This window comes from Bradyrhizobium sp. BR2003 (assembly GCF_009720285.1).
Taxonomy (GTDB): domain Bacteria; phylum Pseudomonadota; class Alphaproteobacteria; order Rhizobiales; family Xanthobacteraceae; genus Bradyrhizobium; species Bradyrhizobium elkanii.
The window spans coordinates 160,442-183,445 of sequence record NZ_SMYJ01000048.1; the positions used below are offsets into that span (position 1 = coordinate 160,442).

Here is a 23,004-nt window from a genome sequence, read left to right on the forward strand (position 1 = left end):
CATGCCTGTCAACAAGGAGCACGACGAGTTCCATACGCTCGACATGACCTCCGGCTGGGAAGTGCCGGCAGGCTATCCGGCCGGCATCCAGCAGAAGATCATCTCTGGTGGACTGGATGAGGAGAACCGGCGCGGGACGCGTACTCGGCTTCTGCGCTTCGCACCCGGCGTCTACACCACCGCGCCGTTCTCCCACGAATATTGGGAAGAGGTGTATCTCGTCTCGGGCGATCTGATCGTCGGCAATGATGCGAACGGCGAGGGCGGCCAGAGCTTTCCGCCGAATACCTATGCCTGCCGCCCACCGCACGCGCCGCATGGCCCGTTCAAATCCGTCAACGGCTGCCTGCTCCTGGAGATGCATTACTTCGATCCGGTCTGACTCCAGTTCGATATCGCCACCAACATCATCGATTGACCGGCCAAGGGGAAGAGGAATATGGCGTTCAAAGGTATGTCCAACGTAGCCGCGCGTTGCCTATCGTCGCTCGGGCTGCTCTTTAGGCTGGAGCGCGGGCTACCGCAGCCCAATCTTCGGTTGGTTGTCGATGGTCTTGTTGGCGCTCTCGCGATCGGCGTCATGGCGACAACTCCAGTCGCTGCGCAGGAAAAACCGAGTTCGCTGGGGCTGGGTATCTTCACGTTCACGTCCGGTCCCGCCGCAGCCTACGGTATGCCGGGCAAGAATGCCGCCGACCTCATGATCGACGAGATCAATGCAAAGGGCGGTATCGGAGGCGTTCCGGTCAGTGCGACCTATGTCGATGAGGCGCAGGGCGCGCAAGGCGTAATCGCGGAATACCGGCGGCTCGCGGGGGATGCGAAGAACCAGGTCATGGTCGCGGCCTTGTCGAGCGCGAACTGCCTGGCGCTGGCGCCGCTCGCCGAACAGCTCGAGGTTCCTACCGTCGGCTGGAACTGCGACACCCATCAGTTGCTCATGGACGGCAAGAGCAAATATGTGTTCCGCCCCAACGGAAACACGGTGCCGGAATTCATCGCCTACGCGATCTACCTGCTGGATCGCAAACCCGATGTGAAAACGGTCGCGATCATCAATCCGGACTATGCATTCGGCCATGACGCGGCAAAGATCTTCACCGCGGCGTTGAAAGCCCTGAAGCCCGACGTCGAGATCGTTGCAGAACTCTATCCGAAGCTCGGCTCGCCGAACTACCAGACCGAAATCTCGCGCCTCACCACGGCACGCCCTGATGTCGTTTTTTCCAATCTTTGGGGCGCCGATCTCGAAAACTTCGTTCGCCAGGCTGCACCGCGTGGAATCTTCACCTCCAGTCAGGTCATCCTGGCACTCGGCGAGACGGTGCTGCAACGCGTGCCGTTGCCCGACGGCGTGATCGTTGGTGTTCTAGGCGATGGCTGGTGGATGTCACCGGACGCCAAGGCGAAGCCCGAGACAGTGAAGTTTGCCGACGCCTACAAGGCGCGCTTTGGTGAGTATCCGGTGTTTCCGTCGATCAAGATGGCCAACGCGCTGATCTACGTGAAAGCCGCCTACGAGGCTGCGATGCAGAAGCACGGCGGCAAATGGCCGACGCGTGCCGAACTCGCCGCCGCCATGAAGGGCAGCAAGGTCGAGACCCTGACCGGCACGGCGCAGACCCGCGCCGACAATGACGGCCTCGTGGACCAGATCGTAGGCGTCACCGTGAAGACGCAGGCGCAGCAGTTTCCCGGGATCGGCGAGATGGCCCGCTACAAGGGCGATAGTCTGATGCCGCAGGCCGGCCAGGATCCGCTCGCCTGGATTTCGACGCTCAAGCCCGAGTTCGCCAAGAGCCTGCCGAGGCCCGGCAGCTACAAATAGAGCGGGACGACGTTCACCCTGATTTCAGTCAAGGAAGGCAATAGCCGATGTTGAACGCAATCATCCCCTTGCTGTTGGACAGTCTGGCGAACGCCGCGCTGATCTTCTTCGCGGCGGTCGGCCTGACGCTGGTCTTCAGCGTGCTTCGCGTCCTCAATGTCGCCCATGGCAGCCTCTATTCGATTGGCGGGTATGTCGCAGCCTCGATCTGCCTGTTCATCGCGAGCCGCCAGCTCAACCCGTATCTATCGTTCCTGGCGCTCCTGTTCAGCGCCGTGTTCGTAGCAGCGATATTCGGTCCGCTGATCGAGCGCGGCCTGGTCCGCTGGACCTATGGCAAGTCCGAGGCGGTGCAGATCCTGATCACGTTCGGGCTGTTCCTCATCCTGGAGGATCTCCAGCGCGTGATCTTCGGCGTCCAGTCCTTCTACGAAGACGCGCCGATGCGACTGCTCGGCACCACCTCAATCGGTGGCGTCCTCTATCTCAACTACCAGATCGTGCTGATCGGGATGGCGCTCATCGTGGTCGGCGGCCTGCGGTTCCTGATCAACCACACCCGGCTTGGTCGCCTGATCACGGCCGTCGTCACCGACCGCGAGATGGCGCAGTCGATCGGCATCGATACCAACCGGATCTTCATCCTCGCCTTCTCATTGGGCGTGTTCCTTGCGGCATTGGGTGGTGCGCTGGCGACGCCTACGTCAGGCATCGCGCCGGGGCTCGGGGCCGATACCATGGTGCTCGCCTTCGCCGTGGCGGCGATCGGAGGGCTCGGACAAATCGAGGGGGCGGCCGTCGCCTCGCTGATCGTGGGACTGGCACGCGTGCTGGCGATCTATCTGGCGCCGTCGCTGGATGCTGTTTCTCCCTATGCAGCGATGCTCGTCGTTCTCCTGATCCGTCCCTACGGCCTGTTCGGATCGGTGACGGCGCGGAGGATATGATGCGAACGATCTCTGCAACTGCTGCGGTTCTCGTCCTGGCGTTGTTGCCCATCGCCGCGCCCTGGCTGCAATTCGTGTTGACGCTTGCCATCGCCAAGGGGTTTGCGGCACTCGGCGTCGCGGTGCTGCTCCGCGCCGGACTGATCTCGATCGGTCATGCGATGTTCTTTGCCGCGAGCGCCTATGGGGTCGCTTTCCTGGCGCGCACCGGCGTTAACGATCTTGGGCTGCTGCTGATCCTGTCGGTGCTGGGCGGGGCGCTCGTTGGCGCCATCGCCGGATCGTTCCTCGTCCGCTATCGGGCGATCTTCTTCGCGATGTTGAATCTTGCCGTCTCCATGGTGTTTTACACGTTGTGCTCAAAGCTGTACGGCGTCACCGGCGGAACCGACGGCATGCCGGTGCCGGTCCCGGCGGTGTTTGGCGTCGAGCTCGGCGAACCGGCGTTCAAGACCGTGCTGTTCTATCTCAGCTTGGCACTGATGGTGCTGGTCGGCCTTGCCGTGCAGCGTTACCTGAACAGCCCGCTCGGTCACGCGCTCTCGGCCGTCCACACCAACGAGATCCGGCTTGAATATCTGGGCATCCCGGTCTGGGCGGTCCTGCTGATCGCCTATGTCGTCTCGGCCGCGCTTGCCGGCCTTGGCGGCGCGATCGCCGGTTTTGCGATCGGTCGCGTGGTCCCGGATTTCGCGTTCTGGACCGCATCCGGTCACCTCGTCCTGATCGCCGTGCTCGGGGGCATCGGCGGCGTTCCTGGCGCGTTCATCGGTGCCTTGTTCCTGGAATTGCTGCACAGCGCGGCCGTGACGGTCACGGATTCCTGGAACTTGATCGTGGGGATGACGCTGATCATCGTGATCATGTTCATGCCCCAAGGGGTCTATGGGTTGTTTGCGCGCAAGGAGGCGACGATCCTATGACGCGTCCAATCCTGGAAGCCAAGCGCCTCCACGTCTCTTTCAACGGCGTCAAGGCCGCCGACGACGTCAGCATCGCAGTCAACGAGGGCGAGTTCCTCGCGATCATCGGGCCGAACGGGGCCGGCAAGACAACGCTGCTGAACATCTGCACGGGCTACATCCGTCCGAGATCGGGCAGCGTGCTGCTCGACGGTCACGACATCACCCGCCTGTCGCCACGTGCCATCGCGCGCCGCGGCGTAGCCCGCGCATTCCAGATCCCGCAGCTCTTCTCCGCACAGCGCGTGATCGACAACATGATGCTGGCGTTGGCGGCAACGGAAGGTCTGTGGAGCGCGGTCCAGCCGCTCGAAACTGCGACGCGACGTGACGAGGCAATGGCATTGCTTGACCTCGTCGGGCTCGCCAAGGATGCCGACCGGATCGGTAGCACGCTTCCCGAAGGACATCGCAAGCTGCTCGACATAGCGGTTGCATTGGCGCTGAAGCCGCGGCTGCTGCTGCTCGACGAACCCACCAGCGGCGTGAGCGCCCTCGAACGCTTTCCGTTGATGGAGGCGCTGATGGGGGCGCTGCACCAGCGCCGCATCACGGCCCTGTTCGTCGAGCACGACATGGACGTGGTCGCGCGTTACGCGAGCCGCGTCCTGGTGTGGAACGCCGGCAACATCATGGCCGAGGGCCGGCCCGACGAGGTGTTCAGCAATGCGCAAGTCCGCCAACGTGTCGTAGGGGTGGCCTGATGCTAAGTCTCGACAAGGTCAGCGTCTCGATCGAGGGCGTCCGCGTGCTGCGCGCCGTCAGTTGCGAGATCATCGGGGGCAAGACGACGGTATTGATTGGGCGCAATGGTGCCGGCAAGACGACAATGCTGCGCGCAATCATGGGCCTCATCGCGCTGGACGAGGGTTCGGTCCGCCTCGATGCCGACGATCTAGGCAGCAGGCCTGCTTATACCCGTGCCCGTGCCGGAATTGGCTATGCGCCGGAGGACCGGCGCCTGATTCCGGACCTCAGCGTGGAGGAGAACATTCGCCTTCCGGCACTGGCGCTGAAGCTCGACCGTACCGAGATCGGGCGCAGGCTCGACGAGATTTACCACCTGCTGCCCGAATTGCACGTGATGCGCTCCAGGCCCGCGGCCGGCGTTTCCGGAGGGCAGGGCAAGATGGTTGCGCTGGGGCGCGCGCTGACAGTGGCGCGTAAGGTCCTACTGCTCGACGAGCCCTTCCAGGGCTTGGCGCCCGCCCTCGCGCTCGACTATGCGCGGACGCTCGGCGAATTGCGCAAGCACCGGCCGGAGCTTGCCATGCTGATTACTGAGTCATCGCCCGCACTGCTCGACCGGATCGCCGACAGGACGCTGCAGATCGAGCGCGGCGAAGTCCTGGGCAACTGGACGAGGGAGAAGGAATTCCATGTTCTTGAGATTTGACCGCCTCGCAAATAACCGGACGGACCGGATAGGTATCGATATCGAGGCCCTCGTCATCGCTGGCTGGGCGGGCAGGGACGCCGCGGCGATCGAGCATCATATCGAGGAGCTCGCCGCGCTCGGCATTCCGCGCCCCTCGACGACCCCGCTCTACTACCGCGTCGCGGCGCAAACATTGACCCAGGAAAGCCGGTTGACCGTCCTTGGTCCGGATAGTTCCGGCGAGGTCGAGCCTGTCATTGTCGCCATGACAGATGGGCTCTGGGTCGGCATCGGCTCCGATCATACCGACCGCAAGGCGGAAGCTTCGGGCATCGCAGTTTCGAAGCAGCTGTGCGGCAAGCCGGTCGGCCCACAGCTCTGGTCATATGCTGATGTTGAGGGGCATTGGGATGAGCTGGTCCTTCGATCGTGGACGACGATCGACGGGAAACGGGTGCTCTATCAGGATAGTCCGGTCTCCTCGCTCAGGACGCCGCGCGATCTCGTGCGGCGCTACGCCGGGAAGGACATGTTACCAGCCGGCACACTGATGTTTTGCGGCACGCCGGGCGCGATCGGCGGCATTCGGCCGGGGACGCGTTTCGAGATGGAGCTGAAGGATCCCGTCCTTAACCGGTCCCTGACCCACAGCTACGACGTCGACGTCCTGCCAGTCGTCTCCTGATCCCTTTCGGCAAACGGTGTCATGACAGCAACAAAGGAGCGATCGTACCCTTCTGCCGTTGCCCGGCTGGAGGCTGCCCTTGCGCGCATCCGCTCGCCGGAAGCAAACAACGTCTTCACGACTGTGCTCGCGGATAACGCCCGCTGGGAGGCTGAGGCCGCGGACCGGCGCGCCGCCACAGGTCGCTCTCGCGGTCAGCTCGATGGCCGCATCGTTTCGGTGAAGGCGTTGTTTGACGTCGCCGGAACGGTCACGAGCTCTGGATCTGCTGTGCTGCGTCATCTGCCGCCCGTCGTTGAGGACGCTGAAGTCGTGAAACGGTTGCGGGCTGCGGGCGCCATCGTCATCGGTAAGACGCAGATGACCGAGTTTGCCTTCTCCGCGCTCGGTACGAACCCGCACGACGGGATGCCGGCCAATCCGCGAGACCGCACCCGCGTTTCCGGAGGTTCGTCGTCGGGCGCTGTGGTATCCGTGATTGGCGGCATGGCCGATATCGCCATCGGCAGCGACACCGGTGGCTCGATCCGAATCCCGGCCGCGCTGTCGGGTGCGGTCGGCTTCAAGCCCACCAGCAGCTTCGTGCCGACCACCGGCGCGTTCTCATTGTCATCGAGCCTCGACACGATCGGTCCGATCGCCTCGAACGTCGAAGACTGCTTCGTGGCTGACCAGGTGCTTTCCGGGGAAGGCGCGCCGCCGCGGCTAAGGGCAGCCCCTCCAGGCACTTTCCGTCTCATCGTGGCCCGCGGACGCCTGTTTGACCGCTGTGAACCCGAGGTGATCAGCGCGTTCGAGAATGCCATGGAGCGGCTTCGGTCAGGTGGCTTGCAGATCAAGGACGGATCAATCGAGGCGGCACTCGATGATGTCGCACGAATCGACAGGATCGGCACGTTCCCATCGATCGAGGTCGGCGCAACCTTGCGCAGTTTGGGGCTCTCGGATCTGGACGGTGTCGATCCTCGAACGCGCCTACGCATCGAAGCCGGGGCCGGCATCCTCGGCACGGACTATGTCCGCATGGTGCGGCTCCGGCAGGCTGCGATCCGTTCCTTTGAACAGTCTTTCGGCAACAATGAGGTTTTCATCCTGCCGACGGTACCAATCCGTGCGCCGCTTCTCTCCTCTGTTGCGGACGACACCGCGTTCCATCAGCTCAATGCGCTCGTGCTGCGCAATCCTCGTGTCGCCAACATGCTCGACTGCCCGTCGATTTCACTGCCTCTGCCGGCAGGCGATCTTCCCGCCGGACTGATGCTGATCGGTCGCAGGAACGCCGATCGGCACTTGCTAGAGATCGCATCCAGTGTGGAGACGATGCTTCGAAGCTATTCGCATGCTCTTTAGCCTTTTCGCGCGAAAGGGTCGTCGACCTATGATTGATTGGAGAGGTCGTGGCGGGGGCGCGACAGGTGACCGGATCCTGGCGGCCATCGCGCAGGCAGCGGGAAGCGCGGGCTGATTCAATCCAAGGTCGGACATGGGGCCTTCGTGCGTGACAAGCCGCGAGACAGGCGCGCCCGGGCGAGGTCTTCGTCGAGCCCGCCGGACGGGACCAGCGTCTTCGTCAGGCGGCTGACCGAAGAGCGCGGCAGGCCGGTTCGCTCGGCTGTCTCGCCATTGCCGAGCGCATCGACGCCGGGCCGGAACGCGCGCAGGTTTCCGATGCCGAAGTCGGCTTGGCGCGCTTCGTGATCAAGTCCAATTTCGGATGAGCGGCGCGGCAGTCGACGTCGATCCTGATCCGCTCGAGATTCGCGCTCGCGCCATCGTACTTGCGGGCCATCAGCTCAATTCCTTCATTCGGGAATAACGAAATTCGCCGTGAATGTTTGTTTGCGCGATACCAGCAAAAATGCCAGCAAACCGGACGGCTGCGGTGAATTTTTACGGGTGTTTTCAACGTGTCGCGAAAACTCTGCCGTGAAAACCGGAATCGAGCCAACGATTTAAGTTATTGTTATTATTGGTATTTTTCGTGGTGCCCCTGGCCGGCAGTCGCTCATTCCCGTAACCATCTGAATTTTATGTCATTTTGTCTGTTAGTTGCTGCCGATACCAGCACAAATACCAGCAACGTGAGATCCGTATTAGCTGGCAAAAAATAAGTGCGCGGCTTCCCGACAGCGCCCGCTGCCGCTCCGGCTTCCACAAGGGCTTGGACCGAATCGGGACTAGCTCTGGCTCCCCGCTGAGACAGACGCCGAGCGCGCGAGAACGGTCCGCGCCCTCGTGAACCGCGGGATTACTTGCGGTCCGGCTCCTTAATAGCAGGCCCACTCTTGTTGCCCGGCAGGCCTTTGACATTTGACGTGTCCTGCTGCTGGACAGTCGAATTGCGCTGAGCGTCGCCGGAGGCGCCAACCATTTGGCCGGGTTTGGCTGCGGGACCGCTTTTTCCGCCGGGCTGACCGGCTATTCCCGTGCCTGAACTCTGCGCGCTAGGTGCCCCCGAAACGTCTGACTTACTCGTCTGGGCAAACGCAAACGCCGTAGAAAGAATGAACGCGATCGCGAGGGTAGCCGAGGTCCACCTCATGTCGTGTCTCCTCCTGGAATTGTTTTCCGCTCACGCTCGATGAGGGACCTGAACCCGCAACGCCGAGATACGCGGCCCGTTCCTCGCGCACCACCGAATGCAGCGAAGTCACGCCTGCGACGGGGCTGCAGGTCCAAGGACTGCCCCGGTGCGCCATCAGCAGAGCACGCGCTGACGCATAGGAACGAGGCCATGTCGGACATGGTTGTCCTTCATCGACAATCCAAAGCGGAGCCCACCATGGAAACGGAACGACGGGAAACAGGAACACTGATCGGCAGCGACAAAGTCGAAGGCACCGCCGTCCACGGCGCCGACGCCCAAAAGATCGGTTCGATCGAGCGCGTGATGATCGACAAGATCAGCGGCCAGGTATCGTATGCAGTTCTTGGCTTCGGCGGCTTTCTCGGCATCGGCGACGATCACTATCCGCTGCCTTGGCAATCGCTGAAATACGACACCGGCCTCGGCGGATACCGAACCAGTCTCACCGCCGACAGGCTCAAGGGCGCGCCAAAGTACGGCAACGACAATGCTTGGGACTGGAATGATCCAGGACGCGCAAGAGCGGTCAATGATTATTATGCCGGTTTCTGACGCGTCCCGCGCAAAACACGTGTGAGAAGAAGACCGCGATTTGAGCACGAAGAAGATGTCGCCCGCCAAGCCCGACAAGGATCGGGAGCGCGAGATGGGACAGGCCGTCGTCGAGGACGCCGACAAGACGGAAGGCAAGGATCGCGACCTCGAGCATGGCGACGGCGGGACGCTCGGACTTGACGACGGCGAAAGCCTCAACAAGGACGATTAGGATATCGACATGAAGGATCGCTTCGAAGGCAAGGTCGTCATCGTGACGGGCGCGGCGTCTGGCATCGGCGAGGCGACGGCGCGCCGCTTTTCGTCCGAAGGCGCGAAAGTCGTGCTCGTCGATCGCGAGGGCAAGGCGCTCGAAAAGGTCGCCGGCGAGCTCCCATCCGACCGCACGCTCATGCAGATCGCCGATGTGTCGGACTCGCGGGCCGTGGACGACATGGTGACATCGGCCGTGAAGCGTTTCGGTCGACTAGATGTGCTGGTGAACAATGCGGGCGTTCACGAAGGCGGCGATCCGGCCGAAATCACGAACGAGCAGTGGCGCAAGGTGATGGCGACCGATGCCGACGGCGTATTCTTCGGCTGCCGCGCCGCCATCCGTCATCTCGAAAAGACCAAGGGCTCTATCGTGAACACTGCATCGGTCTCCGGGACGGGCGGCGACTGGGAGATGAGCCCTTACAACGCCGCGAAGGGTGCTGTCGTCAATCTGACGCGCGCGCTCGCGATGGACCTCGGCAAGAAGGGCATTCGCGTGAACGCGGTCTGCCCCAGCCTGACGCGCACCGGTATGACCGAGGATATGATGGGCGACAAGGATTTGCTCGCGAAGTTCGCCGAGCGGATTCCGCTGGGCCGCGTCTGCGAGCCTCGGGAAGTCGCGGCCGTGATCGCCTTTCTCGCGAGCGAGGACGCCAGCTTCATGACCGGCGCGAACGTCGCGGTGGATGGCGGCGTGTCCGCATCGAACGGTCAGCCGCCGCAGTAGCGGCAGGCAGGATCGTCGTTTCCACTCCCTTGCGGACATGCCGCGCATTGGCCCGTAAACGGAATTGTTCCGCCAACTCAAACTGGCGCCACATTGAGGGCGAAGCCCGATAGGAGCCAATGGGTCGTCTAAGCGTTCCAAATTCATCGATTAGAGATCAATCGGGAGAGCACGGAATTAGCGTCAAGGGCGAGATCAAGGAAGGTGCCGACTACATCAAGGAAGAGTTGAACGAGCACGGCAAATCGCCGGAAAGCCAACGCAAGGCTCAGGAAGGTCGCGACCTGCGCAACCAAGGCAGGGTGGAGGACGGCAAGACGCCGAAGACCACACCGCCCGGCAGCGGCCATCCCGAGAAGTGAGCCAGAGACGCCGCCTCGCTAAAGCGAGGCGGCGTGAGTTCGTTGCGTCAATAACGTAAATGGAGGCGACCATGCCCCGTGGTGACAAATCGAGTTACACCGACAAGCAGAAACGCCAGGCCGAACACATCGAGGAAGGCTACGAAGGCCGCGGCGTTCCGGAAAAGGAAGCCGAGCGGCGTGCCTGGGCAACTGTGAACAAGGAAACGCACGGGGGCAAGAAGAGCGGGGCCGGCCGCGTTACGAAAGAGGATCACTCTCCCTCGCGCAAGGGCGGGCGACTCGGCGGCGCCGCGTCGGCCAAACGGCCGGCGGCGGAACGGTCGCGATCGGCGAAGAAGGCCGCGAAAACCCGAAAGCGGCGTGCCGCCTGAATTCGTCGAGGGAGATCGAGATGGGCGAAATCGTCTATTTCATGGGAGCGTTCGTACTATTGGCGGCCTTGATCTACGGCACCTTGAGCTATCGCTATCGAAACCGCGCGTTGGATCACGTGGCGGAGGAAGTTACGCGCGAGCGGTATCGCAGGAATCAGACTTAGCGAGCGGACATTGGACCAGAGGCGTACCAAATCCGCGGCGCTATACCGAATGGTGACGCCGGAGCACATCTGTCCGTTCGGCCTCAAGTCGCTTGACCTCCTCGAGCGCCGAGGGTTCGAAATTGAGGATCACCAGCTCAAGAGCCGAGCCGAGACTGACGCGTACATGGCGCGCGAAGGCGTCGACACAACGCCCCAGACCTTCATCGGCGGCAACCGAGTTGGTGGCTACGACGATCTCCGCCGCTATTTCCATGAACCGGTCGCCGATCCGGTGGCGACCAGCTATCAACCCGTCATCGCGGTCTTTGCAACAGCGCTGGCGATGGCTCTGGCAGCGACCTGGGCCGCGAGCGGAACCTTGGCTACTCTGCGCGCCGCAGAATGGTTCGTTGCCTTCAGCATGTGCATCCTCGCGATCCTGAAGCTGCGCGACCTCGAGACCTTCTCGAACATGTTCCTGGGTTACGATCTCCTGGCCCAGCGGTATGTGCGATATGCGTACATCTACCCGTTTGGTGAGGTGATCGCCGGCGTCCTGATGATCGCGGGCGGCCCGCTGAAGTGGATCGCCATTCCGATCGCCTTTGTCATCGGCAGCAGCGGGGCGGTTTCGGTTTTCAAGACGGTCTACGTGGATCGACGCGAACTCAAATGCGCTTGCGTCGGTGGCGACAGCAAGGTCCCTCTCGGCTTCATTTCGCTGACCGAGAATCTCATGATGGTGGCTATGGCCCTGTGGATGGCGATTCGGTAATCGTCCAAGACGGCAAGCGAAGCCTGTCATGCAAGCGCGGCCGCCTCTTCGTTATTTACCCGGCTTGGGAGGCCGTAAGCGCAAGTGCCTTGCGCCGAGGCCGTTTCGGCACCTCAACGAAGAACTCCGGCAGGATGGCTGAATATCTCGAAATCACTTCCGCGTGCGATTCCGATCAACGTCACCTGGGCAGCTTGAGCGGTGCGAATTGCAAGCGCAGTTGGCGCGGAGACTGCGATGACGAATCCGGCATCGATCGCAGCGGCCTTTTGCACCATCTCGACCGATATCCGGCTCGTGAGAACGACGGCGCCAGTGCGGCCGGAAATGCCCTCAGATGCCAGCGCGCCAGCGAGCTTGTCGAGCGCATTGTGGCGCCCGACGTCTTCGCGCAGGATCATGTCATGATCGCCGGGTCTGAAAAGGCCGGCGGCGTGAGTAGCGCGGGTCGCGCGGTTCAAAACTTGAGCTTCGCCAAGACTTTCGATCGACATCCGGATCTGTTCCGGCGTGAGGCTGATCCGCCGCTCAACGGGGCGGCGTGTCCGGTTGGCCTCGGCGAGGCTTTCGATGCCGCATAAGCCGCAGCCTGTCGGGCCAACCAGTCGCCGGCGCCGATCCTTCAGGAGACGCCCCGCACCCGGGCGCAACCAGGTTCGGACCTCAATGCCGTCCAAGCCGGGAACGACCGACAGTTCCGCGATCTCGCCAACATCTTCGATAATTCCTTCCGTCAGACTGAACCCGAGCGCGAGATCGGTCAAATCGGAAGGCGTGGCCATCAGGACGGCGACAGTTGTTCCGTCATAGACGAGCGCGACGGGGCATTCCTCGGCCACCACCCGTTCGTCCTGCGTCCCGTTCGAGGTCAGGCGCGGCAGTTTCACTGTCGATTCGTACGCGCAATCGCGCTGCGCGAAGTGGGAGCCGTGCATGAGGTCCGTCCAGCGACGACGTATCGACGCGCGAGTGGATGCTATGTTCCTGTTGCGGAGGAACCAGCGATGCCGGCTCCGGTTTCCCGTTGGGGGCTTGCAATCGAAGGGCCCGCCATGCGGCAAAAAGCAAAAGTCGAAACCTATGATGCGCCGGCTGGTGGCTGGGGCTCGCTCAATGCCGTCATGCACATTCTCACGCAGGAAGAGGTCGCGATCCTCGGCAGCGAGATCCTGCTGAAACAGAACAAGCCCGGCGGCTTCATGTGCGTGAGCTGCTCCTGGGCCAAGCCTGCAAGCCCGCATCCGTTCGAGTTCTGCGAGAACGGCGCCAAAGCGACTGCTTGGGAAATAACAGGCAAAACCGTCACGCCGGAGTTCTTTGCACAGCATACGCTCACCGAGTTGAGGAACTGGTCCGATCACCAGCTGGAAGAGCAGGGACGGCTGAGCCATCCGATGCGCTACGATTCGGCCAGCGACAAATATGTGGCGGTTGATTGGTCCGAAGCATTTCGCGAGATCGGCAGCGAGCTCAACAGGCTCGATCCCCGCTCGGTCATCATGTACACGTCCGGCCGCGCCTCGTTGGAAGCGAGCTACATGTACCAACTGTTCGGCCGCATGTACGGTACGAGCAACTTTCCTGATAGCTCCAACATGTGCCACGAGACGACGTCGGTGGCGCTGCCGCAGGTGATCGGATCTCCGGTCGGTACGGTGCTGTTGAAGGACTTCGAGCACACCGATTGCATCTTTTTCTTCGGCCACAACACCACCACGAATGCGCCCCGCATGCTGCATCCGTTGCAGGAAGCGGCCCAGCGCGGCGTGCCGATCGTGACCTTCAACCCGCTCCGCGAACGTGGGCTGGAGCGTTTCGTCAATCCGCAAAGCCCCGTACAGATGATCGCGGGCGGTACGCGCATCAGCTCGCAATACCATCAGGTTCGGATCGGCGGAGACGCTGCGGCAATCGTCGGCATCTGCAAATGGGTGATCGAGTCCGACGATCTGGCTCTGGCAAACGGAAGCGCGCGCGTCGTTGACGTCGATTTCATTCAGCAACACACCGCCGGATATGAGGAGTTTGCCGCCTTCTGTCGCGCCCAGGATTGGCACGAGATCGAGCGCGTATCGGGGCTCTCCCGGGGGGCCATGCTCGACGCCGCGAACACCTACATGGCTGCCAATGCGGTGATCGCCAATTACGGGATGGGGGTGACCCAACACAAGCACGGCGTGGAGACTGCCAAGATGATCGTGAACCTGCTGCTGCTCCGCGGCAATATCGGCAAGCCCGGGGCCGGCATCTCGCCGATCCGCGGTCACTCCAACGTCCAGGGTCAGCGCACCGTCGGCATCTCCGAAAAGACAAAACTCGTGCCACTCGACAAGCTCGCCGAGCTCTATGGGTTCGAACCGCCGCGATGGGATGGACTGACGACCGTGGACGCCTGCCAGGGCATTTTGAAGGGAGATGTGCGCGGCTTCGTCAGCCTTGGCGGCAATTTTGTGCGCGCCATCCCGGAACGGTCGCTGATGGACCCGGCCTGGTCCGGCCTGCGCCTGTCGGTGCAGATCGCGACCAAGCTCAATCGCAGCCATATCGTGCCGGGAGAAGTCACCTATCTCCTGCCGTGCCTTGGCCGCATCGAGATCGACGAGCAAGCAAGCGGCGCCCAGGCGGTCTCGATGGAGGATTCCACCGCGTGTATTCATGGCTCGCGTGGTCAGCGCAAGCCGGTGGCCAAAGACGCTCTGTCCGAGCCGGCAATCGTCGCAGGCCTCGCCAAGGCGACGCTGAGGCCCAATCCAAAGATCGACTGGGACGCCTGGACTGGCGATTATTCGAAAGTGCGTGATGCCATAGAGCGGACCTATCCCGACCAGTTCAAGGACTTCAACAAGCGCATGTTCGAGCCCGGCGGCTTTCCACGGCCGCTGGGGGCGCGAGAACGCAAGTGGAAGACGCCAAACGGCAAGGCGAACTTCACCGTTCCGAAGACCGCCTTTGCGCCGCCACAGGAGAGCGACGGCGTCTATGAATTGATGACCATGCGCGCCGACGGGCAGTTCAACACGACGATCTATAACGAGGACGACCGCTTTCGCGGCATCCAGGGCAGCCGCTACGTCATCCTGATGAATTCCGCCGACATGGAGGCGGATGGCCTGAAGTCGGGCGATACCGTCACCCTCGTGACTGAGGCTGGTGACGGCGTCGAGCGCAGCCTGAGCGAGCTTCAGGTCGTGCCTTACGACATCCCGCGCAGGACGATTGCAGGCTATTACCCTGAATGCAACGGCTTGATCCCGTTGTGGCACTACGCGGCAGGCAGCAAGGTGCCTGCGGCCAAATCGGTTCCGGTACGGGTTTTCAAGGATGTTCCTCCGGAGATCATCGAAGGCGGAGAGATTCCTATCGCGACCGACTGAATGCCAGCCTCCAAGATGGAATGCCCGATGAAATCAAAATCGTTCAATGACGGCGCCGAGCGAACCTTCGTTCTCGTGCTCGATCCAGGTGAGGAAGCCTTCAAGTCGATCACGGAGTTTGCGGAGCGTGAGAAGATCACGGGCGCGTCCGTGTTCGCGATCGGAGCCTTTTCGCAAGCCAAAGTGGGCTGGTTTGACTTTGCTGCAAAAACCTACAAGCCGATCGAGGTCGGCGAGCAATGCGAGGTGTTGAGCCTGCTCGGTGACGTCGCACAGGGAGACGATCGCAAGGCCAGCCTGCATCTTCACGCGGTGCTTGGGCTGCAGGACGGCACGGTGCGCGGTGGCCATCTTCTCTCCGGCCTGGTGCAGCCGACGCTCGAGGTGACGATCACGGAGACGGTGGTGCATTTGCGTCGCAAGAAGCGTCCTGAACTCGGCATCGCGCTCATCAGCATCTAGCCATTGGAGGCATTATGTACGCCTTGTTTGAAGGAGATCGGCAGATCGGCAATCCGTTCGCGACCGAAAAGGAAGTCTGGGAGGCGGCGTTGATCGAAGGCCTTGTGACGGATGTTCCCGTCGCAGATGAGGAAGGTGGTCGTCTGCTTCCAGCCGGCTATCACGTCCAACAGGTGAACGACAAGTCGCCCCCTCAGGCTCAACGGGACTAGAAGCGGTGAATTGTGAGATCGATCTACTGCGCGGTAGGCGCGAACGAAGGAAGCTGATCCGGAATTGGTCAGGTCCGACTAAAGACTGGGAATGGCGTAGGAACGGGCGCGCCCCGGTTTCGTTGGCGGAACAGCTCACTGGATCCCCCCAATGCGGCGACGGACATTTCTGGTTTCGCTGGCGGCCTGCCTTGCCGGCACAACATCGCTCACGCGGGCTGGCGTCATTCACGGTCATGTGCCATGGTCGCCTTATCCCAGTTCGACGCCCGAATGGGTCCGGCCAGGCCCGTGGCAATTCTTCAGTCTGGACGAGGCTCGTGCGATGCAGGCGATCGCGGATCGGATCATTCCATCCGATCCGGATACGCCGGGCGGCAAGGATGCAGGCTGCGCCGTCTTCATCGACCGTCAGCTCAAGGGGCCCTATGGCGCAAGCCACGGCCTCTACACGCTTGGACCTTTTGTTAAGGGCACAAAAGAGCAAGGCTCGCAATCGGAGCTGACGCCCGGCGAGCTCTATCGCAAGGGATTGGCGGCCCTCGACAGGCACTGCAAGTCAACGCAGAGCGGCAAGACCTTTGCGGAGCTTGATTCCGCTGCGCAGGACGACGTGTTGCGGAAGATCGAGGCGGGCGAGATCAAGTTCGACGGTGTCGACGCCCAAGGCTTCTTCTCCGCGCTTCTGAAGGATATTCCGGAGGGCTTTTTCTCCGACCCCATTCATGGCGGCAATCGCGACATGGTCGGTTGGAAGATGATTGGCTTTCCCGGCATCCGCTACGACTATCGCGACTGGGTCGGTCGCCACAATGAGCGCTATCCGCATCCGCCCGTCAGTATTGCCGGGCGAGCCGATTGGACTCCAGCCAAATCGTGAGTGTTTCAGATGGGCCGCAAGCTTCCGCGCAAGGACGTTGCCATCATCGGACTGGGCTGGACCGGCTCGATCATGGCCTATGAGCTCGCGGATGCCGGCCTGGATGTGATCGCGATCGAACGCGGTCCCTGGCGTAATACGGCCACAGATTATCCACCCGGCTATGCGGCCGACGAATTGCGCTATCGCATTCGCCACGAGCTGTTCCTCAGTCCAAGCCAGACCACGTTTACATTCCGCAACAAGATGGACCAGACGGCGCTGCCGATCAGGAGTTGGGGTGCGTTCATGCCGCCGAACGGCGTCGGCGGAGGCGGCGTGCACTGGAATGCGGAAACTTGGCGCTTCCTGCCGTCGGATTTCGTTCTGAAGACGCATCTGACCGAGCGCTACGGTGCGGGCTTTTTGCCCGAGGACATGACCATCCAGGATTTGGGCGTCACCTATGACGAGCTCGAACCGCACTACGACCGGTTCGAATATCTCTGCGGCACGTCCGGCCAGGCTGGTAACGTCAAGGGCACAATCATGGAGGGCGGTAATCCCTTCGAGGGACCGCGCTCGCGGCCCTATCCAAATCCGCCGCAGGAGCAGCCGTTCGGACACACGCTGTTCGGCAAGGCGGCCCGCGATCTCGGCTACAAGCCGTTCCCGCAGCCTTCAGGGAATATGTCTCGCCCATACCAGAATCCGTTAGGTGTCCGACTTGGGCCATGCACTTATTGCGGCTTCTGCGAATGGTTTGGCTGCGGCAACTACTCGAAAGCGTCGCCGCAGACGACGGTGTTGCCGGCGCTGGTCCGCAAGGTAAACTTTACGGCGCGGGACAACAGCGAGGTCACGCGGATCAACCTTGACAGTTCGGGCAAGCGCGCGACCGGCGTGACGTTTGTGGATGCCGCAGGCGAAGAGTGGCAGCAGCCGGCTGATCTCGTCGTGCTATCCGCATTCGCGATCTTCAACGTCCAGCTCCTTCTGCTGTCCGGAATCGGCAAGGCCTACGACCCAGTGGCCAACACAGGGGTGGTCGGCCGCAATTTCACCCACCAGACGATTTCCGACGTCGTCAGCTTTTTCGACCCTGCCAAGTTCGTCTTCAACCCTTTCATTGCGTCCGGTGCGATCGGGATGTGCATTGACGAGTTCAACGGCGACAATTTCGACCATGGTCCGCACGGCTTCGTGGGCGGCGGCTATATGGGACAGATCCAGACCAATGGCCGGCCGATTGAAACGACCCCGGTGCCGCCGGGAACGCCGCTGTGGGGCGCGCAATGGAAGAAGGCCGTGAAGGAGAACTATCAAAGCGCGATGAAGCCCGGCACCGGTGTCCATGGCAGCATGTACAGCTACCGGGACGTTTATGTGGATCTCGATCCGACCTACAAGGACCGCTTCAACCGGCCGCTGGCGCGGATCACGATGGATTTCCACGACAACGAGATCAAGCAGAACAAATTCCTGACCGACAAATTCGCCGAGATCTTCCAGGCGATGGGCGCAAGACAGGTCGTGAAGGAATACCGCAAGGCGCCGTACGACGTCACGAAGTACCAGACGACCCATCTGTGCGGTGCTGCGATCATGGGAAACGATCCCGGAACGAGCGCGCTCAATCGCTATCTCCAGAACTGGGATGTGCCGAATCTGTTCGTGCTCGGTGCCAGCGCTTTTCCGCAGAACGCCGGTTACAACCCGACCGGAACGGTCGCTGCGCTTGCCTATTGGGCCGCGGATGCGATCCGCTCCAAATATCTCAAGAACCCCGGGCAACTGATCAATGCGTAGAGCCGCGAAGTTCGCCCTCGCCACGCTCGTGCTCGCTTCGGGCATTTGCGGGGCCATGGGCGCGGGCTTGCAGGATTTCGCCGCCGTGAAACGCGGGCGCTATCTCGCCAGCGCAGCGGACTGCGAAAGTTGCCATACCATTCCCGGCAGTGATCATCCCTTCAGCGGCGGTCGCCCGATCGAGACACCGTTTGGCGTGCTGGTCGCACCCAACATCACACCGGATCGCGAGACAGGGATTGGAGCCTGGAGCGACAAAGAATTCGACGCGGCGGTGCGCAACGGACGCCGCCGAGACGGCAAGCGGCTCTACCCGGCGATGCCTTTCCCGTATTTCGCGCGCATGACATCGGAGGATGTGAAGGACATTCGGGCTTACCTGTCGACGATCGATCCGGTGCGCAATCCCGTGACCGTGAACCACCTGCCGTTTCCGCTGAACCAGCGAATGGCCATGGCTGTCTGGGACGAGCTCTATTTCACGCCAGGCACGTTCAAAGACGAGCCGTCGAAGTCGAAGCAATGGAATCGGGGAGCCTATCTGGTCCAGGGCCCCGGCCACTGCGGCGCCTGCCACACGCCGAAGAGCATTCTGGGCGGGGACGAGAGCTCGAAGCCCCTGCAAGGCTATACGCTTCAGGGCTGGGTCGCCCCGGATATCACCAGCGGACAAGGACCGCTCGCGCAATGGTCTCCTGACGATGTCGCGCAATACCTCAAAACCGGTCACAATCGATTTGCCGCCGCGGCAGGACTTATGGGTGAGGTGGTCGAGCTCTCGACGTCCAAGCTGACGGACGACGACGTCAAGGCGATGGCGACGTACCTGAAAGATGTGCCCGGACCCAAGCCCGCGGCCGGCAATTCGGCCGGCGCCAAGGTGCTGACCGCAGGCGGCGCGATTTACCAGGATCTCTGCTCCGCGTGCCACAAGTCGGATGGCACAGGCGTGCCCAACCTCATTCCGGATTTGACCCATGCCGCCACCGTCAACACCGGGGATCCGACGACGGTGCTGCGCGTGATCCTGCAAGGTGCGAAAAGCGTTGCGACCGACCGTGAGCCGACTGGCCCTGCCATGCCGGCCTTTGGCTGGCAATTGAACGATGAGCAGGTGGCTGCCGTGGCAAGCTATGTTCGCAATCATTGGGGCAAGGCCCCGCCGGTCAGCCAGGATGACGTCGGGAAGGAACGCGCGGCACTGGACGCGCGAACCAACTGAAGCTTTACGTCCGCGTCATGAAATCCATCAACCCGAGCCAGAGCATTATGCCGAGCCAGAACAGCCCGGCGCCCGCGAAAACGAGCGTCAAGCCGTTCCGGTGCCGCAACTCCATGAAGATGGCGGCGACCAGCCCTGCCTTGATGGTACCGATACTCAGCGCCACGACAGCATTGCCAGCCCCGAGCGGGACATAGGCGAGTGCGACCGTCAGTGCCAACAAGGCCAGCAAGCCGAGCCACGCACCGACGAGCGCCAGAGGTGGTCGCCATTGTGTCATGGCGCACCTCGCCCGGGCAGGTAGATCAGCGCGAACAGGAAGATCCAGACGACGTCGACGAAGTGCCAATAGAGCGCCGCGCTGTGGAGTGCCGTGTGATGGCGTGTCGTTGGCGCCCTCCGGCTGATGATTGCAAGCGTGAGCAACATGCAGATCCCGATCAGCATGTGCACGGCATGGATCGCCGTCGCGATGAAGTAGAAGACGAAAAACAGCTGGACGCCATTGGCGAGAGGGCCCGCGAACTGGAAATCGACGCCGGGAATCAGATGCTCGTGATATTCCTTGCCGTACTCGATCCCCTTGAGCGCGATGAACGCGAGGCCAAGGCACGCGGCGCCGACGAGAAGCCACGTGACGATTTTGACGGTGGCGGGCGAGAAGATCTCGACGGCCCATGCCACCAGGAAGCTGGATGTTAGGAGAACGGCCGTGTTGATCGTCCCGATCAGGATGTCGGTATGCCGGCTGCCCTCTGCGAAGGCTTGGGGAAACGCGTGCCTGTAGACGAAATAGGCAAGGATGAGACCCCCGAACAACAGAATTTCGGTCGCAATGAACACCCACATGCCGAGCTCGGCACTGTGGTCACGATGAGGCATGGAGACATATTGGGAGGCGAAGGCGCGCGGCTCAGGCATTTTGCGGCTCCGCCTCAAACGCTTCGTTGTATTGGTACGGTTCGCGCGTGACCACGGGCTGTGTCGCGAAATTCTCCTCGGGCGGCGGCGAGGACGTCTGCCATTCCAGTCCGGGTGCGTTCCAGGGATTTGCCGGCGCGCGGGCCCCGAAGAAGGCGGAGTAACCAAGATAGACTAGCGGCATCAGATAGGCGACCGCGAGAATCACGGCGCCTCCCGACGACAGCACATTCCAGACTTGAAATTCCGGCGGATAGACATGATAGCGTCGGGGCATTCCTTCCGCGCCCAGGATGAACTGCGGAAAGAAAGTGAGATTGAAGCCGAAGAAGATCAGGACGGCGGCCGTACGCGCCCAATATTCCGCATAGAGGCGGCCCGTGATCTTCGGCCACCAATAATGCAGGCCGCCGAAATAGGCGGTCACCATGCCCCCGACCATGATGTAATGGAAATGCGCCACGACAAAATAGGTGTCGGTCGCGTGGACGTCGAAGGCAAGGCAGGCTAGAAACAGACCGGTGAGGCCTCCGATCGTGAACAGGCCGATGAACGCCAGTGCATAGAGCATGGGTGCATCGAAACGCAGCGAGCCCTTATGCAGCGTCGCGGTCCAGTTGAACACCTTGATGGCGGAGGGCACCGCAACGATGAAGCTCATGAAGGAAAACACCAGGCTTGCGATCAGCGACTGGCCGCTGACGAACATGTGGTGGCCCCACACCAGGAAGCCGACGCCGGCAATTGCGAGGCTCGCCCATGCCACGAACTTGTAGCCAAACACCGGCTTGCGCGAGAAGCACGAGATCAGCTCGTTGATTACGCCCATGCCCGGCAGGATCATGATGTAGACGGCCGGATGGGAGTAGAACCAGAACAAATGCTGGAACAGCAGCGGATCGCCGCCGATCCGGGGGTCGAAAATGCCGACGCCGAAGAAGCGTTCGGTGGCCATCAGGAGAAGTGTGATCGCCAGCACCGGCGTCGCCAGCACGAGGATGACGGAGGTCGCATAAAGCGACCACAGGAACAGAGGGAGCCGATACCAGGTCAGGCCTGGAGCGCGCAGGCGGTGGATGGTGACGATGAAGTTGAGCCCGGTCAGGATCGATGAGAAGCCTGCGATGAACACGCCGGCCGCCGCGACAATCACATAGCTGTTGGAGTAAAGGCTCGAAAACGGCGTGTAGAACGTCCAGCCGGTGTCGATTCCGCCGGCGAAAATTGCGAACAGAGCGGTGCAGCCACCAAGCATGAAGATGTACCAGCTCAACAGGTTGAGGCGAGGGAAGGCGAGATCGCGCGCGCCAATCATCAACGGGACAATGAAATTGCCGAGCGTATTGGGGATGGACGGGATCAGGAAGAACCACACCATGATGATACCGTGCATGGTGAAAAGGCGGTTGTAGATGTCCGAGCTGACGAGATCGGCTTGTGGAGTGGCGAGCTCGATCCGGATGGCAGTGGCGGCCGCACCCCCGATGAAAAAGAAGAAGATGAGGCTCGCGAAATAGAGGATCGCAATACGCTTGTGGTCCGTGGTCAGGAACCAGGATCTGAGCGTGTAGTCGGTCGTGAGATAGTTCTTCTCGCTCATGATGGGCGCCCCGCGAGCGATTTGATGTAGACGACAAGCCGGAGCAGCTGGTCCTCGGTGACCTTGCCCTCGAATGAGGGCATCAGCGGCTGATAGCTGGCGACGATCTGGCTGCGCGGCAGCAGGATCGAATCCCGGATGTACTTGTCGTCCGCGATCACCGTGCTGCCGTCGGAAAGCGGAACGGGCTTGCCGTACAGTCCTTCCAATGGCGGGGCTCGCACCTGGCTGCCATTGCCGTGGCAGCTGCTGCAGCCGAGCTGACGAAACAACGCGCCGCCTTCGTCGGCAAGCGGGCTTGCGGGGGCCTGCTGCTTCAACCAACGGGAATAATCGGCCGGCTCCATGGCCACGATCTCGCCGATCATGCCGGAGTGATCCGTGCCGCAATATTCCGCGCAGAAGAGATGATAGCTACCCGGTCTGTCGACCTCGATTTCGATGTCCTGATAGCGGCCGGGGACGACGTCATGCTTGAGCCGCAGCGCCGGAATGAAGAAGCTGTGAATGACGTCCTGCGACGCCATGACGAGACGGACCGGCCGCTTGACGGGCAGATGCAGCGCATCGATCTCGGATTGGCCACCGGCGTGTTGCGTCTTCCACATCCACTGCTTGGCGACGACGAAGACCACCAACTCGTCTGTTGGTGTCTTGTACATCTCGAAATAGACGCTCGCGCCCCACACGAACAGGCCGAGAAAGCAGATGAAGGATGCCGCGGTCCAGCTGACTTCCCAGTGCCAGCTCTTGGAGGTGCGGTGCCCACGGTCGATCTCATTGCCGGCGCGATATCGCACGCAAAACAATATGAGCAGGAAGAACAGCAGGCCGAGGACGAGCGCGCTTGCGATCAGAAGGCCGGCAAACAGCAGGTCGACGTCGCCGCTTTGCGGCGACAGCCCGGGGCGCCAGAACGGTATCCATTCACGCCACATTTAAGATGAGCTCCGGCAAT

The 23,004-nt window shown here is 61.8% G+C and carries 27 protein-coding genes; 21 read left to right on the forward strand and 6 right to left on the reverse strand.

The features are described 5' to 3' along the window. The first annotated feature begins 1 nt into the window (after position 1). The 8 genes from E2I15_RS37515 to E2I15_RS37550 all read left to right on the forward strand — a co-directional run bounded on the left by E2I15_RS37515 (position 2) and on the right by E2I15_RS37550 (position 7,150). Entirely contained in the window at positions 2–382 is a 381-nt protein-coding gene (locus tag E2I15_RS37515; RefSeq protein WP_137476787.1) for a cupin, read from the forward strand. Positions 383–580: 198 nt separating this feature from the next. Further along, entirely contained in the window at positions 581–1,828 is a 1,248-nt protein-coding gene (locus E2I15_RS37520) for an ABC transporter substrate-binding protein (RefSeq protein ID WP_137476788.1), read from the forward strand. A 47-nt stretch (positions 1,829–1,875) separates the two neighbouring features. Continuing rightward, positions 1,876–2,775: a branched-chain amino acid ABC transporter permease gene (locus tag E2I15_RS37525; protein ID WP_137476789.1), complete on the forward strand. Its 900-nt coding sequence runs from the start codon at positions 1,876–1,878 to the stop codon at positions 2,773–2,775. After that, positions 2,775–3,698, forward strand: coding sequence for a branched-chain amino acid ABC transporter permease (locus E2I15_RS37530; RefSeq protein ID WP_137476790.1), 924 nt, complete (start codon positions 2,775–2,777; stop codon positions 3,696–3,698). Before E2I15_RS37525 ends, E2I15_RS37530 begins: the two co-directional genes overlap by 1 nt. After that, a complete protein-coding gene (locus E2I15_RS37535) occupies positions 3,695–4,441 on the forward strand; it encodes an ABC transporter ATP-binding protein (RefSeq protein WP_137476791.1) in 747 nt (248 codons plus the stop codon). The genes E2I15_RS37530 and E2I15_RS37535 overlap by 4 nt, the downstream gene beginning before the upstream one ends. Beyond that, positions 4,441–5,133, forward strand: a complete 693-nt coding sequence (locus E2I15_RS37540) for an ABC transporter ATP-binding protein (RefSeq protein WP_137476792.1) — start codon at positions 4,441–4,443, stop codon at positions 5,131–5,133. Before E2I15_RS37535 ends, E2I15_RS37540 begins: the two co-directional genes overlap by 1 nt. Next, a complete protein-coding gene (locus E2I15_RS37545) occupies positions 5,117–5,800 on the forward strand; it encodes a DUF2848 domain-containing protein (RefSeq protein WP_137476793.1) in 684 nt (227 codons plus the stop codon). Before E2I15_RS37540 ends, E2I15_RS37545 begins: the two co-directional genes overlap by 17 nt. Positions 5,801–5,821: 21 nt before the next feature. After that, entirely contained in the window at positions 5,822–7,150 is a 1,329-nt protein-coding gene (locus E2I15_RS37550) for an amidase family protein (RefSeq protein WP_137476794.1), read from the forward strand. Between the two features lie 116 nt (positions 7,151–7,266). On the opposite strand, the gene E2I15_RS37555 is transcribed toward E2I15_RS37550, so the two are convergent. Then, positions 7,267–7,530 (reverse strand): helix-turn-helix domain-containing protein, encoded by a 264-nt coding sequence (locus E2I15_RS37555; RefSeq protein WP_137476990.1) that lies wholly within the window; start codon positions 7,528–7,530, stop codon positions 7,267–7,269. Between the two features lie 1,052 nt (positions 7,531–8,582). Here E2I15_RS37555 and E2I15_RS37560 point away from each other — a divergent pair. The 7 genes from E2I15_RS37560 (at position 8,583) to E2I15_RS37590 (ending at position 11,587) form a co-directional block, all read left to right on the forward strand. Beyond that, on the forward strand, positions 8,583–8,939 hold the full coding sequence (locus tag E2I15_RS37560; protein ID WP_137476991.1) for a PRC-barrel domain-containing protein: 357 nt from the start codon (positions 8,583–8,585) through the stop codon (positions 8,937–8,939). Between the two features lie 40 nt (positions 8,940–8,979). Further along, entirely contained in the window at positions 8,980–9,153 is a 174-nt protein-coding gene (locus E2I15_RS37565) for a hypothetical protein (protein WP_155262775.1), read from the forward strand. 9 nt (positions 9,154–9,162) lie between these two features. Continuing rightward, positions 9,163–9,927, forward strand: a complete 765-nt coding sequence (budC, locus tag E2I15_RS37570) for a meso-2,3-butanediol dehydrogenase (RefSeq protein ID WP_137476796.1) — start codon at positions 9,163–9,165, stop codon at positions 9,925–9,927. 119 nt (positions 9,928–10,046) lie between these two features. After that, positions 10,047–10,289 (forward strand): hypothetical protein, encoded by a 243-nt coding sequence (locus tag E2I15_RS37575; RefSeq protein ID WP_155262776.1) that lies wholly within the window; start codon positions 10,047–10,049, stop codon positions 10,287–10,289. 71 nt (positions 10,290–10,360) lie between these two features. Then, complete coding sequence (locus E2I15_RS37580) at positions 10,361–10,663, forward strand: plasmid stabilization protein (protein ID WP_137476797.1); 303 nt, start codon at positions 10,361–10,363, stop codon at positions 10,661–10,663. A 20-nt stretch (positions 10,664–10,683) separates the two neighbouring features. Continuing rightward, positions 10,684–10,830, forward strand: a complete 147-nt coding sequence (locus tag E2I15_RS37585; protein ID WP_155262777.1) for a hypothetical protein — start codon at positions 10,684–10,686, stop codon at positions 10,828–10,830. 49 nt (positions 10,831–10,879) lie between these two features. Next, complete coding sequence (locus tag E2I15_RS37590) at positions 10,880–11,587, forward strand: MauE/DoxX family redox-associated membrane protein (protein ID WP_137476798.1); 708 nt, start codon at positions 10,880–10,882, stop codon at positions 11,585–11,587. Between the two features lie 113 nt (positions 11,588–11,700). On the opposite strand, the gene fdhD is transcribed toward E2I15_RS37590, so the two are convergent. Further along, positions 11,701–12,522, reverse strand: coding sequence for a formate dehydrogenase accessory sulfurtransferase FdhD (fdhD, locus tag E2I15_RS37595; RefSeq protein ID WP_137476799.1), 822 nt, complete (start codon positions 12,520–12,522; stop codon positions 11,701–11,703). A 117-nt stretch (positions 12,523–12,639) separates the two neighbouring features. On the opposite strand from fdhD, the gene E2I15_RS37600 reads away from it, so the two are divergent. From E2I15_RS37600 to E2I15_RS37625, 6 genes are all read left to right on the forward strand, one after another. Beyond that, on the forward strand, positions 12,640–14,961 hold the full coding sequence (locus E2I15_RS37600) for an FdhF/YdeP family oxidoreductase (RefSeq protein WP_137476800.1): 2,322 nt from the start codon (positions 12,640–12,642) through the stop codon (positions 14,959–14,961). Between the two features lie 27 nt (positions 14,962–14,988). Continuing rightward, positions 14,989–15,423, forward strand: coding sequence for a PPC domain-containing DNA-binding protein (locus tag E2I15_RS37605; RefSeq protein ID WP_137476801.1), 435 nt, complete (start codon positions 14,989–14,991; stop codon positions 15,421–15,423). Between the two features lie 14 nt (positions 15,424–15,437). Beyond that, positions 15,438–15,635, forward strand: a complete 198-nt coding sequence (locus tag E2I15_RS37610; protein WP_137476802.1) for a hypothetical protein — start codon at positions 15,438–15,440, stop codon at positions 15,633–15,635. Positions 15,636–15,786: 151 nt separating this feature from the next. After that, on the forward strand, positions 15,787–16,515 hold the full coding sequence (locus tag E2I15_RS37615; RefSeq protein ID WP_137476803.1) for a gluconate 2-dehydrogenase subunit 3 family protein: 729 nt from the start codon (positions 15,787–15,789) through the stop codon (positions 16,513–16,515). Between the two features lie 9 nt (positions 16,516–16,524). Further along, entirely contained in the window at positions 16,525–18,303 is a 1,779-nt protein-coding gene (locus E2I15_RS37620) for a GMC family oxidoreductase (RefSeq protein ID WP_137476804.1), read from the forward strand. Next, on the forward strand, positions 18,296–19,525 hold the full coding sequence (locus E2I15_RS37625) for a c-type cytochrome (RefSeq protein WP_137476805.1): 1,230 nt from the start codon (positions 18,296–18,298) through the stop codon (positions 19,523–19,525). The genes E2I15_RS37620 and E2I15_RS37625 overlap by 8 nt, the downstream gene beginning before the upstream one ends. 4 nt (positions 19,526–19,529) lie before the next feature. Here E2I15_RS37625 and E2I15_RS37630 read toward each other — a convergent pair whose 3' ends face one another. The 4 genes from E2I15_RS37630 to coxB are packed head-to-tail and all read right to left on the reverse strand — an operon-like array spanning position 19,530 to position 22,984. Continuing rightward, positions 19,530–19,805 (reverse strand): cytochrome C oxidase subunit IV family protein, encoded by a 276-nt coding sequence (locus E2I15_RS37630; RefSeq protein WP_137476806.1) that lies wholly within the window; start codon positions 19,803–19,805, stop codon positions 19,530–19,532. Continuing rightward, positions 19,802–20,446 carry a cytochrome c oxidase subunit 3 gene (locus tag E2I15_RS37635; RefSeq protein ID WP_137476807.1) on the reverse strand — a complete coding sequence of 215 codons (645 nt, stop codon included), beginning with the start codon at positions 20,444–20,446 and terminating at the stop codon, positions 19,802–19,804. The genes E2I15_RS37630 and E2I15_RS37635 overlap by 4 nt, the downstream gene beginning before the upstream one ends. Beyond that, the gene (gene ctaD / locus E2I15_RS37640; RefSeq protein ID WP_137476808.1) at positions 20,439–22,046 is read right to left on the reverse strand and encodes a cytochrome c oxidase subunit I; all 1,608 of its coding nucleotides are present in this window, start codon (positions 22,044–22,046) and stop codon (positions 20,439–20,441) included. Before ctaD ends, E2I15_RS37635 begins: the two co-directional genes overlap by 8 nt. Continuing rightward, entirely contained in the window at positions 22,043–22,984 is a 942-nt protein-coding gene (coxB, locus tag E2I15_RS37645) for a cytochrome c oxidase subunit II (protein ID WP_137476809.1), read from the reverse strand. Before coxB ends, ctaD begins: the two co-directional genes overlap by 4 nt. Positions 22,985–23,004: the final 20 nt, after the last annotated feature.